At 72.8% G+C, this 14,088-nt stretch carries 13 protein-coding genes; 7 read left to right on the forward strand and 6 right to left on the reverse strand.

Annotated features, from left to right (window positions below):
- Positions 1–115: 115 nt before the first annotated feature.
- The 3 genes from ACICHK_RS25995 (at position 116) to ACICHK_RS26005 (ending at position 3,356) form a co-directional block, all read left to right on the forward strand.
- Entirely contained in the window at positions 116–1,828 is a 1,713-nt protein-coding gene (locus ACICHK_RS25995; protein ID WP_406838771.1) for a trypsin-like peptidase domain-containing protein, read from the forward strand.
- Positions 1,829–2,048: 220 nt separating this feature from the next.
- Positions 2,049–2,486, forward strand: a complete 438-nt coding sequence (locus tag ACICHK_RS26000; protein WP_406838772.1) for a sec-independent translocase — start codon at positions 2,049–2,051, stop codon at positions 2,484–2,486.
- Positions 2,487–2,696: 210 nt separating this feature from the next.
- The gene (locus tag ACICHK_RS26005; RefSeq protein ID WP_406838773.1) at positions 2,697–3,356 is read left to right on the forward strand and encodes a hypothetical protein; all 660 of its coding nucleotides are present in this window, start codon (positions 2,697–2,699) and stop codon (positions 3,354–3,356) included.
- Positions 3,357–3,534: 178 nt separating this feature from the next.
- Here the strand turns inward: ACICHK_RS26005 and ACICHK_RS26010 are convergent, their stop codons facing one another.
- Genes ACICHK_RS26010 through ACICHK_RS26020 form a run of 3 tightly spaced genes read right to left on the reverse strand, consistent with a single transcriptional unit; the run spans position 3,535 to position 6,708 of the window.
- The gene (locus ACICHK_RS26010; protein WP_103548011.1) at positions 3,535–4,668 is read right to left on the reverse strand and encodes an Mrp/NBP35 family ATP-binding protein; all 1,134 of its coding nucleotides are present in this window, start codon (positions 4,666–4,668) and stop codon (positions 3,535–3,537) included.
- A gap of 44 nt (positions 4,669–4,712) precedes the next feature.
- A complete protein-coding gene (locus tag ACICHK_RS26015; RefSeq protein WP_406838774.1) occupies positions 4,713–5,309 on the reverse strand; it encodes a DUF1003 domain-containing protein in 597 nt (198 codons plus the stop codon).
- Positions 5,293–6,708, reverse strand: coding sequence for a magnesium transporter MgtE N-terminal domain-containing protein (locus ACICHK_RS26020; protein ID WP_406838775.1), 1,416 nt, complete (start codon positions 6,706–6,708; stop codon positions 5,293–5,295). Before ACICHK_RS26020 ends, ACICHK_RS26015 begins: the two co-directional genes overlap by 17 nt.
- 186 nt (positions 6,709–6,894) lie before the next feature.
- Here ACICHK_RS26020 and ACICHK_RS26025 point away from each other — a divergent pair, with 186 nt between their 5' ends.
- Positions 6,895–7,650, forward strand: a complete 756-nt coding sequence (locus tag ACICHK_RS26025; protein WP_192582413.1) for a hypothetical protein — start codon at positions 6,895–6,897, stop codon at positions 7,648–7,650.
- A gap of 27 nt (positions 7,651–7,677) precedes the next feature.
- Here the strand turns inward: ACICHK_RS26025 and ACICHK_RS26030 are convergent, their stop codons facing one another.
- Together ACICHK_RS26030 and ACICHK_RS26035 are read right to left on the reverse strand one after the other, a co-directional pair.
- Positions 7,678–8,220 (reverse strand): hypothetical protein, encoded by a 543-nt coding sequence (locus ACICHK_RS26030; protein WP_406838776.1) that lies wholly within the window; start codon positions 8,218–8,220, stop codon positions 7,678–7,680.
- Between the two features lie 24 nt (positions 8,221–8,244).
- A complete protein-coding gene (locus tag ACICHK_RS26035) occupies positions 8,245–9,357 on the reverse strand; it encodes a magnesium and cobalt transport protein CorA (protein WP_406838777.1) in 1,113 nt (370 codons plus the stop codon).
- 614 nt (positions 9,358–9,971) lie between these two features.
- Between ACICHK_RS26035 and ACICHK_RS26040 the strand changes: the two genes are divergently transcribed.
- Entirely contained in the window at positions 9,972–10,556 is a 585-nt protein-coding gene (locus tag ACICHK_RS26040) for a suppressor of fused domain protein (protein ID WP_151469830.1), read from the forward strand.
- Positions 10,557–10,607: 51 nt separating this feature from the next.
- On the opposite strand, the gene ACICHK_RS26045 is transcribed toward ACICHK_RS26040, so the two are convergent.
- Positions 10,608–11,861 carry an MFS transporter gene (locus ACICHK_RS26045; RefSeq protein WP_406838778.1) on the reverse strand — a complete coding sequence of 418 codons (1,254 nt, stop codon included), beginning with the start codon at positions 11,859–11,861 and terminating at the stop codon, positions 10,608–10,610.
- Between the two features lie 163 nt (positions 11,862–12,024).
- Here ACICHK_RS26045 and ACICHK_RS26050 point away from each other — a divergent pair, with 163 nt between their 5' ends.
- On the forward strand, positions 12,025–12,666 hold the full coding sequence (locus tag ACICHK_RS26050) for a DUF6758 family protein (protein WP_398394626.1): 642 nt from the start codon (positions 12,025–12,027) through the stop codon (positions 12,664–12,666).
- A 148-nt stretch (positions 12,667–12,814) separates the two neighbouring features.
- Positions 12,815–13,672 (forward strand): PHP domain-containing protein, encoded by an 858-nt coding sequence (locus tag ACICHK_RS26055; protein WP_406838779.1) that lies wholly within the window; start codon positions 12,815–12,817, stop codon positions 13,670–13,672.
- Positions 13,673–14,088: the final 416 nt, after the last annotated feature.

Here is a 14,088-nt window from a genome sequence, read left to right on the forward strand (position 1 = left end):
GAACCTGGTTGAATCCGGGGCAGGGCCGCGTCCGCGGGAGGGATCACGGGCGCGGAGTCGACAAGTCTGTGGTGGCCGTCGGCGCGCTGTGCCGTGGGCCGGGTGTGGGGAGAGCATGAACGAGGGCAGGCCCACGAAGGCGAAGTGGTGGAGTCGACCCCGGCCCGAGGCCGCGGGCGCGGACTCCGCACCGGCTCACCTCACGGAACCGGATTCCGCGCACCCCGCCGCCCCTTTCCCGGGCGCCGGGGGCGGCGCGGAGCCGAACCCGCCCGAGGCGCAGGCGCACCCGGGAGGCGCCCCCGGGCCGGAGCGGCCCACGGACGTTCCCGGTCCCGCGGACGCGGAACCCTCCACCGGTGCGGGTGCGGGTGCGGGTGCGGGTGCGGGTGCGGGTACCGGTGCCGACGCCGAAACGGTCCCTCTGGGCGGAATCCCGGCCCAGGCCGGCACGCCCTTCGACGCCCTGCCCCTCGCACCGGCGGAACCCTCCGGACCCCCGGCCCCGGCGGCCCCCGTGTCCCAGCCCCCGGCCGGCCCCGCCGCCCCGCCCGTCGGGGCCGAGTCCGCCGGCCCCGCCGAGCCCGCCCCCCTCGACCCGTGGCGGAACTACGACCCCTGGGCCGCGCCCGGGTCCCCGCGTCAGTACGGCGACCTCCAGCAGAACGCTCCCTTCCAGCAGAACGGCGGCGCCGTGCCCACCGCGGCCGAGCGGCGCAGGCGGGCGCGGAAGGCCCTGGTGCTCGGCGCCGTCGCGCTCGCGCTGGTGTCCGGGGGCGTGGGCGGCGCCGTGGGGGCGTATCTGGAGCGGAACGGGGGACTGACGGACATCGAACTGCCGCAGGCCGCCAAGGAGGCCCCGGGGCGCGCCCCGGACAGCGTCGCCGGCATCGCCGCGCACGCGCTGCCCAGCGTCGTCACCCTGCACGTGCACGGGAGCGAGGAGGACGGCACCGGCACCGGGTTCGTCCTCGACGGCGAGGGACACATCCTCACCAACAACCACGTGATCGAGCCCGCCGGCGGCAGCGGCACGATAACCGTGACGTTCAGCGGCGGTCAGAGCGCGAAGGCCCGGGTCGTCGGGCACGACAGCGGCTACGACCTCGCCGTGGTCAAGGTCTCGGGGGTCCACGGTCTGGCCCCGATGCCGCTGGGCAACTCCGACAGCGTCCAGGTCGGCGACCCCGTCGTCGCCATCGGCGCGCCCTTCGACCTCGCCAACACGGTCACCTCCGGGATCATCAGCGCCAAGGAGAGGCCCATCACGGCCGGCGGCGAGAAGGGCGACGGCACCGACGTCTCGTACGTGGACGCCCTCCAGACCGACGCGCCGATCAACCCCGGCAACTCGGGCGGGCCGCTGCTCGACTCCCGGGCCCGCGTCATCGGCATCAACAGCGCCATCCGCTCCGCAGACAGCGGCTCCGACCCGGGGACAGGTCAGGCCGGTTCCATCGGGCTCGGCTTCGCCATACCCGTGAACCAGGCCAAGCGCGTCGCCGAGGAGCTCATCAACACCGGCAGGGCCACCCACCCCGTGATCGGTGTCACGCTCGACATGAACTACGCGGGTGACGGAGCGCGGGTCGCCGCCAAGGCGGCCGGGGGCGGGGCGCCCGTCACCGCCGGCGGTCCCGGTGCCAGGGCCGGCATCAGGGCGGGCGACGTCATCACCGAGGTCGACGGCACGCGGGTCCACTCCGGTGAGGAACTCATCGTGAAGACCCGCGCCCACCGGCCCGGCGACCGTCTGCGGCTGACCGTCAGGCGGGGCGGCACGGACAGGACGGTCACCCTGGTCCTCGGCTCGGCGGACGGCGACTGAGCCCGCGGGCGCCGGGGCCCGCGAATGACGCGAACCTCACAGTCGAGCGCGGTACCGCGGCCCCGGACGGCAAACATCGTGGAAAACCCGCGGTGCGCGCGAAGCCGGAAGCCCTGGGACAGTTCCGGACGGACGGGAACGCCGGGTACCGTTGGACGCGGCCCGGACCGCGGAAGACCCCCGAGGGCCGAGGACCGAGGGCATCGCGAGGAGCTATCAGGTGTTCAACGACGTAGGACCGCTCGAGCTGGTGACGCTGGTCGTCCTGGCCGTGCTCGTCTTCGGTCCCGAAAAGCTCCCGAAGCTGATCCAGGACGTGACGCGCACGATCCGCAAGATCCGCGAGTTCTCGGAGAGCGCCAAGGCGGACATCCGCGACGAACTCGGCCCGGAGTTCAAGGACTTCGAGTTCGAGGACCTCAACCCCAAGACGTTCATACGCAAGCAGCTGGACAACGACGAGCTGGGGCTCAAGGAGATCCGCAACGGCTTCGACCTGAAGAAGGAGATGGCCGAGGTCACGGACGCGGTGCACGGCCGCGAGTCCGAGTCCGCCGCGGCGGGCGGGTCCTCCGACGGCACGGCCGGCGGCACCGTCGACATGACGAAGAAGCCCGAAGCCGACGAGCGTCCTCCTTACGACGCCGACGCCACCTGATCCGTACGGAGCACCGCGGTCCGTTCCGCCGGAGTGCCCTCGAACGGCCCCGCGCGGTCCGAATGCTCCGTTCGTGCGCCTTACGCGCCGGGCGCTTTCGCCGCCGCTCGGGGCGGGGTGGCTATGCTGCCCAGTTGTTGTGCGGACCGACAAGGTCGCCCGAGGGGGGTGGGCCGCCCGGTCCGACGAGAGCGAGGAGGCGTCCGGCAGATGGAGACGACAAGTCGGGTAGGCGCGCAGGCGTCGGCCGCGGAGGGCGGACAACAGGTCCCCTCCGCCCGGCGTACGGTCGACGGCTACCTGCTGGCGCCCTTTCCCTGGTACGGCCTCGACGAGGCCTTCACGGGGCCGCGCTGGCTGATGCAGGTGGGCACCTCCGCGGAGGGCGTGGTCGAGCACGGTTCCGTCGGACACGGGGACGAGCCCTCGGTGCGTCCCGAGCCGGGCGAGGACAAGGAGCGGTTCGCGGTGGTCGTCACCGTGGCCGCCAATCCCGTACGGCGCAGCGCGGACGGCACGGGACTGCTGGAGGCCACCTCGGTGTCCTCGGCGGCGTGGCTGGCCGGTGTGGGGCTGCTGTCCTTCACCTGGCCCGGCCAGATGGACCACACCTTGCGCGACGACTGGCTGGACCAGCAGACCGAGACCGCGTGGGTGCTGGCCGACGACCTGGACGGCCCGGACTGGTCCACCCTGTCCCTTCCCGTGGACGGCGTCCCCACGCCGTTCCACTACCGCGAGTCCGAGTTCGGCTGGGTCCTCGCGGGTTCCACCCAGGAGGGCGTCCACGTGGGCGCGTACGGGCGGGGGATGAGCGCGTACGGGCTCGGCTTCGCGATGATCAAGGACATCACGGCGTACGACCGGTAGGGCGCCGCGGGCGGCCGCGGGGGCCGGGGGACCGCCACGGGCGCCCACGGGCCGCTCAGGGGCCCCGAAGACGCCACGAAGGAGGGGGCGCCGTCCATGCGGACGGCGCCCCCTCCTTCGTAGGGACGGCGCCGGAGCCTCCCGAAGGAGACTCCGGCGCCCCGGGACTCCTCGAGCCCTAGAACTTGTTGCGCGGGGTGATGCCCAGCGACATGCCCGACAGACCGCGCTGACGGCCGCCCAGCTTGCCCGCGATGGCGCGCAGGGCCGAGCCGGCGGGGGAGTCGGGGTCGGTCAGGACGACCGGCTTGCCCTCGTCGCCGCCCTCGCGCAGGCGGACGTCGATCGGGATGGAGCCGAGGACCGGGACGGTCGCGCCGGTGGTGCGGGTCAGGCCGTCGGCGACCTTCTGGCCGCCACCGGTGCCGAAGACGTCGACCATCTCGTCGCAGTGCGGGCAGGGCAGCCCCGACATGTTCTCGACGACGCCCACGATCTTCTGGTGCGTCTGCACGGCGATGGAGCCAGCCCGCTCGGCCACCTCGGCCGCCGCCTGCTGCGGGGTCGTGACGACCAGGATCTCGGCGTTCGGGACGAGCTGGGCGACGGAGATCGCGATGTCGCCGGTGCCCGGCGGGAGGTCCAGGAGCAGGACGTCCAGGTCGCCCCAGTACACGTCCGCCAGGAACTGCTGGAGCGCGCGGTGGAGCATCGGGCCGCGCCAGACGACCGGCGCGTTGCCCGGGGTGAACATGCCGATGGAGATGACCTTCACACCGTTCGCGGACGGCGGCATGATCATGTTCTCGACCTGGGTCGGCCGGCCCTCCGCGCCGAGCATGCGCGGGACCGAGTGGCCGTAGATGTCGGCGTCCACGACACCGACCTTGAGCCCGTCGGCGGCCATCGCGGCCGCGAGGTTCACGGTGACCGAGGACTTGCCGACGCCGCCCTTGCCGGAGGCGACCGCGTACACCCGGGTCAGCGAGCCGGGCTTGGCGAAGGGCACCTCGCGCTCGGCGGTGCCGCCCTTGAGCGCGGTCGCCAGCTCGCGGCGCTGCTCGTCGCTCATCACGTCGAGTTCGACGTCGACGCGCGTGACGCCCTCGACCCGCGAGACCGCCTCCGTCACCCGCTGGGTGATCGTGTCGCGCATCGGGCAGCCGGAGACCGTCAGGTACACGGCGACCGCGACCACGCCATCCGCACCGATCTCCACCGATTTGACCATCCCCAGTTCGGTGATGGGTCGGTTGATCTCGGGGTCGTTCACCGTCGCCAGTGCCTCGCGCACCGCGTCTTCCGTAGCCATAGGGACGATGGTACGGCGCGACCCATGTGCCCCGGAAAGCCCTGTCACCGGTCTTCTACGTCACGTCCCGGTGACCGTTCCGCCGGGAATACGACCTGTCCGTCCCCGCGGCCGCCGGGACGGCGGTCCTCCAGCTCCTTGACCAGGTCCTGGAGCTCGTTGCGGATCCAGTCGCGGGTGGCGACCTCGCCGAGGCCCATCCGCAGCGCGGCGATCTCGCGGGTGAGGTACTCGGTGTCGGCGATGGAGCGCTCGTTCTGCTTGCGGTCCTGTTCGAGGTTGACCCGGTCCCGGTCGTCCTGCCGGTTCTGCGCGAGCAGGATCAGCGGGGCGGCGTAGGAGGCCTGGAGCGACAGCATCAGGGTCAGGAAGATGAACGGGTAGTTGTCGAAGCGCAGGTGGTCCGGCGCGAAGACGTTCCAGGCCACCCACATGATGATGACGACCGTCATCCAGACGATGAACCGTCCGGTGCCCAGGAAGCGGGCGATGCGCTCCGAGAGCCGCCCGAAGGCCTCGGGGTCCCACTCGGGCAGGAACCTGATCCGCGGCGGCTTCGGCTGGTCGAGCCGGGTGCGCGGGCGGGTGGTCGCCGTCGCCCCCGTGGCGGCCCGCTCCCGGGCCTCACGGTCGGGCGCCATGGCGGCCCTCTCCGTCCCGCGGCCCGTCCGGCTCCCGGCGGCCGTTCCCCCGGCCGGTGCCGTCCCCGGGAGCGCCCCCGCGGCCGGTCCCGTGCCCGCCGCCGCTGTCGTGGCTCTCCGCGTGCACGCTCTCGTGCATGTCCTCGTCGAGGTGGAACTCCGTCTCCCGCCAGTCCTCGGGCAGCATGTGGTCCAGCACGTCGTCCACGGTCACCGCTCCGAGCAGCGAGCCGCTCTCGTCGACGACGGGGGCCGCGACCATGTCGTACGTCGCGAAGAACCCGGCGACCACCGGCAGCTCGTCCTCGGGGGCCAGCGGCTGGAGGTCGTCGTCGACGAGCGAGCCGACCAGGGTGAACGGCGGGTCGCGCAGCAGCCGCTGGAAGTGCACCGCCCCCAGGTACTTGCCCGTCGGCGTCTCGTCCGGCGGGCGGCACACGTACACCTGGGCGGCGAGCGCGGGGGACAGGTCGGGGTTGCGGACCCGGGCGAGCGCGTCGGCGACGGTCGCGTCGGCCCGCAGCACGATGGGCTCGGTGGTCATGAGCCCGCCCGCCGTCCGTTCCGCGTACGCCATCAGCCGCCGGACGTCCGCCGCCTCGCCGGGCCGCATCAGCCTCAGCAGCCGCTCCACGTCCTCGGTGGGCAGCTCCGCCAGCAGGTCGGCCGCGTCGTCGGGGTCCATCGCCTCCAGGACGTCCGCCGCGCGCTCCTCCTTGAGCTTGCCGAGGATCTCGATCTGGTCGTCCTCGGGCAGTTCCTCCAGGACGTCGGCGAGGCGGTCGTCGTCGAGCGCGGCGGCCACCTCGCCGCGCCGCTTCGGCGACAGGTGGTGCAGCACGTTCGCGAGGTCGGCGGGCCGCAGCTGCTCGAAGGTGGCGAGAAGGCTCTCCGCGCCCTGTCCGTGCTCCTCCAGCGAGAAGCCGGTGACGGAGGACCAGTCGACCGTCATCGTCTCGCCCTTGGCCCGCCGGAAGGCGCCGGCGCGCCCCTTGCGCACGAAGACCCGGCCGATCTCCCACTCCCTGCGGGCCGGCAGCTGCTGGATCGACACGTCCAGGACCGTCACCTCCTCGCCCGTCTCCACGAGGGTCACGAGCCGGTCGAGCAGCTCGCCGAAGACGAGCCGCTCGGTGGGCCGCTGCTCGAAGCGGCGCACGTTCAGGACGCCGGTCGTGATCACCTGGCCGGACTCGATGCCGGTCACCCGGGTCATGGGCAGGAAGATCCGGCGGCGCGTGGACAGTTCGACGACGAGGCCGAGCATGCGGGGCGGCCGCCGCCCCACGCGCAGCATGGCGACGAGGTCGCGCACCCGGCCCACCTGGTCGCCGTTCGGGTCGAAGACGGCGACGCCGGACAGGTGCGAGACGAAGATCCGGGGGGCGGCTGCGGCCATGCCCGCGCCTCCTTCGCTTCGATGCGTTCTGTGCGGGTCTGTCCGCTCGGGTGGGCTTCAGGCTAGCCCGTCCCGGTCGGGTACGCCCTGGTGGGCGGTCCGGACGGACTGCCTCCGCCGGACGGGTGCCGCACCGGTACGCTGCCGTACGCCGTTTGAGGTCCGCGCACGAGAGGCACCCCACCTGTGACCGCTATTCCCCAGGGCCGTACCCGCAGAGCCGTGACGGTGGCCGCGATGTGCGCGCTGGCCGTGACAGGAACGGGACTGACGGGGTGCGGCAGCGAGGATCCGGACGCGGGCACGAACGGGGTCGGCAAGCTGTCCGCCGCCGCCATCCAGGCGAAGGCGAAGCAGGCGGCCGCGAAGGCGCCGGCCGTGCGGCTCTCGGGGACCGTGGTCTCGGGCGGCACCACGTACACCCTCGACATGCGCCTCAAGTCCGGCGGCGGCACCGGATCGGTCACCTCGAAGGGGGCCGGTTTCCATCTGCTGCGGGTCGGCGAGCACCTCTTCCTCAAGGCCGACGCCGAGTTCTGGGCCCATGAGGAGGGCAAGGACGGCGGCAAGGCGGACACCGCGGCGGCGGACAAGCTGGAGGGCATGTACGTGAAGGTGCCGACCGGCGACCCCGCGTACAAGCGCTTCAGCGGCTTCACCGACAAGAACGTCCTGCTCGACGGGCTGCTCGGGCTGCACGGCGCCCTCGCCAAGGACGGCCACCACGAACAGTCCGGCGTCCGCACCATCCGCATCACCGGCGACAAGGGCTCGGGCGGAACCCTCGACGTCTCCCTGCAGGGCACCCCGTACCCGGTCGTGCTGGGGCGCGCGGGCAACGCGGGCACCCTCCGTCTGTCCGACTGGGGCAAGGACTTCCCGCTCGCGGAACCGCCCGAGAAGGACACGGTCGACTACGGGCAGCAGCTCCCCTCGTCGTAGCCCGGCCCGGCCCGGCTCCGTGCGCCCCTAGCCGCGCCTGCGCCGCTTCAGCAGGAGGCGGGGCAGGGCCGCCGGGACGGGCCGACGGGTCGTCACCGGGGTCGGCAGTGGCGGTTCGGCGAGCGAGCCCTCGGGCAGTTCCTCGGTCGCGCCCGTCGGTTCCAGGCGCACCACCCGGCACTCGCGCGCCCAGCGCTCCGGCATGGCCTCGCCGTCCGGGGCGTTCAGGCGCTTGCCCTTGAGCTCCCCGACGGCCGCCTCCCACTCCGGGGTGCCCGCGGCGAGCTCCACGACCGCGGCCGACCAGGTGACGAGCCGTCCGCCCTTGTCCTTGCTGCGCACGGTGACCACCGCGTGGCTCCCGTCGGCCAGTCCCGGCAGCGGCTGCTCGCCGGGGCCGTCGCCGACCAGGCAGGCCGCGCCGTCGTGCCACACGTGCCACAGCGCGCGGGCGGGCACCGTCCCGTCCGGGCCGGCGGGCGCGGGCGTGCCGGAGCCCCGCACCCAGATCAGCCCGGACTTCTTGGTGGCCTCCTCGACGAGGGCCTGGTCGAGCAGCTCTTGCGTCATGGGGCCCAGACTATCCAGCCCGCCCTACAGCCAGCCGTTGCGCTTGAGGATGCGGTGGATCGAGAGGCAGAGCCCGACCGTGATGCCCATGACCACCGGGTAGCCGTAGCGCGCGTGCAGTTCGGGCATGTGCTCGAAGTTCATGCCGTACACGCCGCAGACCATCGTCGGCACGGCGACGATCGCGGCCCACGAGGTGATCTTGCGCATGTCCTCGTTCTGCGCCACGGAGGCCTGCGCGAGGTTGGCCTGGAGGATCGAGTTGAGCAGTTCGTCGAAGCCGAGGACCTGCTCCTGCACGCGCGCGAGGTGGTCGGCGACGTCGCGGAAGTACTTCTGGATGTCGGGGTCGATCAGCCGCATCGGGCGCTCGCTCAGCAGCTGCATGGGGCGCAGCAGCGGCGAGACCGCCCGCTTGAACTCCAGCACCTCGCGCTTGAGCTGGTAGATCTGCCCGGCGTCCGTGCCGCGCGGAGTGCCCTTGCGGCCCGGCGAGAACACCTCGGTCTCGACCTCGTCGATGTCGTCCTGCACGGCGTCCACGACCGCGATGTAGCCGTCGACGACGTGGTCGGCGATCGCGTGCAGCACCGCCGAGGGGCCCTTGGCGAGCAGCTCGGGGTCGTCCTGCAGGCGGTGCCGCAGCCCGCGCAGCGACCCCTGTCCGCCGTGCCGGACGGTGATGAAGAAGTCCCCTCCGGTGAAGCACATGACCTCGCCGGTCTCGACGATCTCGCTGTTCGCCGTCAGCCGGTCGTGCTCGACGTAGTGGACGGTCTTGAAGACGGTGAACAGGGAGTCGTCGTAGCGCTCCAGCTTGGGCCGCTGGTGGGCCTGGACGGCGTCCTCCACGGCCAGCGGGTGCAGTCCGAACTCGCGGGCGATACCGGCGAATTCGTCCTCGGTGGGCTCGTGCAGGCCGATCCACACGAAGCCGCCGTCGCGCCGCACCTGGCGCATGGCCTCCTGCGGCGTGAGCGGGGCGCGGGTGGCGACGCGGGCGCCGTCGCGGTAGACGGCGCAGTCGACCACGGCCGAGGGGGTGGCGGGGTCACGGGTGGTGTCGTACGAGCCACTGTCCTTGCGCAGGGACGGGCGGGGGCGGACCGCGGCGCGCAGGTCACGGATCATCGACATGGCAGGCTCCTTCTCGCGGCGGAGGCGGCCGGGCGACGGTTGGAACTACCCGGAATGGGGACGTCCTGACTGCGGATGTTTGGCACGTCCACAAAGCGGGGAGCACCGCACCGTCGCGGTGGCAGCTTCGCTACTGATTCAGATCGGACAGATCAGGGGTTCAGATCAGACAGATCAGGCGGAAACGAAGCGCTCTTCCGTGGTGCACCGGGCAACGCTGACACGTGCGCACACGATTGCGGGAGGCGGCAGCCGGAAGGGCCGAAAGCCCCGTGGAACCAGCTGTGAACTCAGCGACCGGAAGAGCGGGTGGTACTGCACGATCGACTTCGATCCATTGCAGCCCCACCTCCTCCGGTCGGTCCCCCGTGGGGGACGATCCATCCCCCGTGGGGGAGTCCGGCTCCCTTTGAGGGGAGTCGGATCAGTCTCAGTGCGCCGGAGCGCGGGAGCAACTCCCGCGGTGCCAAGAGGGTCTGGAGACCCTCGGTCATGCACTGCTCCGACCAGCGGCCAAGAGTATCAGCGCACCGATACGTCAAGACTCCGCTTTGCGCGTTGTTGACCGGGGTCCGGTGCGCCCTGGCTGAATTGACGCGGCCTATGCTCGATTCATGACTGATGTTCTTCCTCTGGTCGAGGCCCGTTTGCGCTCCGCGCTGGGCGAACCCGACGCGCGGGCCGCGGTCACCTTTCTGGGCACCGACCGCATCGAGGTGCTCCGCTTCACCGAGGGCGACATCGTCCGCTACGCCACGCTCGGCATGTCCGCCCAGCCGATGGCGGATCCCACCGCCGTGCTCGCCGATCCGGTGAAGGGCCCGCGCGCCGAGCTGGTCCTCTCCGTCCGGCCAGCCGGGGCCGAGACCGACAAGGTGCTCCGCCCGCTGGCCGTGCTCGCCGCCTCCCCCCAGGTCGAGGGTCTGGTCGTGGCCCCCGGTGCCTCGCTCGACGTGGGTGAACCCCTGTGGCCCGGCGCGCCGTTCACCTCCGTCCTGGTCGCCGAGTCCGGCGGTCTGGTGGAGGACCTGGAGCTGGACGCTCCCGCCGACCCCGTACGCTTCCTGCCGTTGCTCCCCATGACGCCCAACGAGGCCGCCTGGAAGCGCGTCCACGGCGCGGGCGCCCTCCAGGAACGCTGGCTGAACGGCGGAACGGACCTGCGCGATCCGCTGCGCAGGTCCGTCGCCCTGGACTGAGCGATCCCGGAGCCCGTGCGTGACGGGACCTCACATCGCCCTTCCGGCGGCTCAGTCGGCGAAGACCGCGACACCGTCCTCGACGGCGTGGACGGGCGCCTGCTCCTCGGCCTCCTCGGTGAGCGCGCCGCGCCGTACGTGGATCACCGCCGCGCCCAGCAGCGCGGTGACCGCGGCGACCACGAACGGGACGTGGACGTCGCTCCACTCCTCGATCTTCGGGGCGAAGTACGGCGCCGCCGCGGCCGCGAACCAGCGCACGAAGTTGTAGCCGGCGCTCGCCACGGGACGCGGGGCGTCGGAGACCCCGAGGGCCAGCTCCGTGTAGACGGTGTTGTTCACGCCGATGAAGGCGCCGGACAGGACCGTGCAGACGACGGCGGTGGCGTGGTCGCCGTACCCGAGGACGAGCACGTCGGCGGCGAGCAGCACCAGGGAGCCGCCCAGCACCTTCGGCGAGCCGAGGCGCGCCTGCAGGCGGGGGGCCACGATCACCGAGAAGACCGCGAGCAGCAGGCCCCAGCAGAAGAACACCGCGCCGGACCGGTAGGGCGTCATGTCCAGCACGAACGGGGTGAAGGCCAGCACGGTGAAGAACGTGTAGTTGTAGAAGAACGCGGAGGCGGCGACGGAGGCGAGGCCGCCGTGGCCGAGGGCGCGCAGCGGGTCGAGCGGCGAGGTCCTGCGCGCGGGCTTCGGCTGCTCCTTCAGGAACGCCGTGATGCACAGGAAGCCGACCGCCATCAGGAACGCGGTGCCGAAGAACGGGTAGCGCCAGCTGGCGTTGCCGAGCAGGGCTCCGAGCAGCGGGCCGCAGGCCATGCCGAGGCCCAGCGCGGACTCGTAGAGCAGGATCGCCGCCGCGCTGCCGTCGGCCGCGGCGCCGACGATGACCGCGAGGGCGGTGGAGACGAACAGCGCGTTTCCGAGGCCCCAGCCGGCCCGGAAGCCGACGAGTTCGCCGACCGAGCCCGAGGTTCCGGCGAGGCCGGCGAAGACCACGACGAGCGCGAGGCCGAGCAGCAGGGTCCTGCGGCCGCCGATCCGGCTGGAGACGAAGCCGGTCAGCAGCATGGCGACGGCGGTGATCAGGAAGTACGAGGTGAAGAGCAGCGACACCTGGCCGGGCGTGGCGTCGAGGCCCCGGGCGATGGACGGCAGGATCGGGTCGACGAGCCCGATGCCCATGAAGGCGACGACCGACGCTCCGGCGGTCGCCCAGACGGCCCTCGGCTGCCGCAGGACGCCGCCCGCGCCGCTGCCGGACGTGCCGCCCTTCGCCGGGCCTTCCGTTCTGTTGATCATGCCCGCTCCCTCGCTGTGCGCCGACTGGGTCGTTGCTCTATACACAGAATAAGTTAGGTGAGCTAATAAGTGCAATATGCACGTAGTTTTTGGCGTGACCGGCCCGCGCCGGACGGGTGATCGTCCTTGACGCGGGGAAGGACGGGGAGGACCGTTGGGGCCTATGAGGGGCGAACCCAGTTGCCCGAAGTGTGGTGGCCGGGTCAGGGCTCCCGGCCTCTTTGCCGACTCCTGGCAGTGTGATGTGCACGGCACGGTGCACCCGCTGCAGCCCGTGATCCCGCCCAGCGTCGAGGCCCTCGGCGTGGTCGTGCACCGCGCCCGGGTACCGGTGTGGATGCCGTGGCCGCTGCCGGTCGGCTGGCTGTTCACCGGAGCGGCGTTCGCGGGGGACGACCGCAGCGGGGGCCGGGCCACCGCCGTCGCCTGCTCGGGGCCCGGGCCGCTGGGCGGCATGGGTGAGCTGATCCTCGTCGCCGAGGAGCTGGGCGTCGGCCTCGGCGCGCGGTACGCGGGCATGGACGGACCCGACCCCGGCCCGTACATGAGCGTCGAGAAACCGCCTCAGGCGAAGGTCCTCGCCGCGGGCCGGCCCACTCCGCTCTGGCACGTCTCCGGTTCCCCCGACGACCGCGCCGTCTTCGCGGGCGAGGCGCGGGGGCTGTGGCTGTGGGCCGTCGTCTGGCCCGAACAGACCGGACTGCTGATGTACGACGAGCTGGTCCTGACGGATCTGCGCGACGCGGGCGCGGAGGTCGACCTGCTGCCGTGCGGCGCGTTGTCGCCGCGCATCCTGGAACCGTAGGGCCGCGCGGCGCGGTGCCGGGAGCCGACGTGCCCGGACGCCGGGGGGTGTAGGGGGCGCTCCCCTGGTACGGGTGTGACAGCGGAGGGTGGGTTCCCGCTATCCTTGAGCGTCCCCGCCCGTTCCGTCACCGCCTGGAGTCCGCGTAGTGCGCATCGACCTGCACGCCCACTCCACCGCCTCCGACGGGACGGACACCCCCGCCGAGCTGGTGCGGGGCGCGGCCGCCGCCGGTCTGGACGTCGTCGCGCTGACCGACCACGACACCACGCGCGGGTACGCCGAGGCGGTCGCCGCGCTGCCCGAGGGGCTCACCCTCGTCACGGGCGCCGAACTCTCCTGCCGGATCGACGGCATCAGCATGCACATGCTGGCCTACCTCTTCGACCCCGAGGAGCCCGCACTGCTCGCCGAGCGCGAACTGGTGCGGGACGACCGGGTGCCGAGGGCCCAGGGCATGGTCGCCAGGCTGCGGGACCTCGGTGTGCCGGTCACCTGGGAGCAGGTGGCGCGCATCGCGGGCGAGGGTTCCGTCGGGCGCCCGCACGTCGCCTCCGCGCTGGTCGAGCTGGGCGTCGTCGACAGCGTCTCCGACGCCTTCACCGAGCGGTGGCTGGCCGACGGGGGCCGCGCCTACGTGCCCAAGCACGAGACCGATCCCTTCGAGGCGATCCGGCTGGTCAAGGGGGCCGGGGGCGTCACCGTCTTCGCCCACCCGGCCGCCGCCAAGCGGGGCCGCACCGTGCCCGAGTCGGTGATCGCGGAGCTGGCGTCCGCGGGCCTCGACGGCATCGAGGTCGACCACATGGACCACGAACCGGCCACCCGGGCACGGCTGCGCGGTCTGGCCGCCGAACTGGGGCTGCTGGCCACGGGTTCCTCCGACTACCACGGCAGCCGCAAGACCTGTGCGCTCGGGGAGTTCACGACCGACCCCGAGGTCTACGGGGAGATCACCCGCCGCGCCACCGGGGCGTTCCCGGTACCGGGCGCGGGCGGAGCCTGAGTCCCCGGACGTTCCGCGTCGCGCGGGTCCGGCAGGCCGGTGGCCGGGGGCGCGTGCCCGCCGTCGCCCCGGCGGGCCGGTGCCGCCGGGGCCGGCGCGTGAGGGCCGTACGGACCGGGCCGGTGTCGTAGGACCCCCGCCCCGATTCCTTCCGGCCTCCGGTCTCCGTCGCCCGGACTCCGTCGTCCGGCGCGTGCCGAGGCTCGTGCCGGACCGGACGTCCCGGCCGGCGCCGGGCCGGGACCGCGCGTTCCGGGCCGTGTCCGCGGTGCGCACGGCGGACCCGCGTCCGCCCAGTGCTCGCCTCGGGGCCGGGCGACGGACCCGTGCCGCCCGCGGCGCGCATCCGGCGCCCGCGTCCCGCCGCCCGCCGGAACCGTGTCCACCGGCCCGTCCCCAGGCACCCGGCCCCGCCG

The sequence above is a fragment of the Streptomyces sp. AHU1 genome, assembly GCF_045343905.1.
GTDB lineage: Bacteria > Actinomycetota > Actinomycetes > Streptomycetales > Streptomycetaceae > Streptomyces > Streptomyces triticiradicis.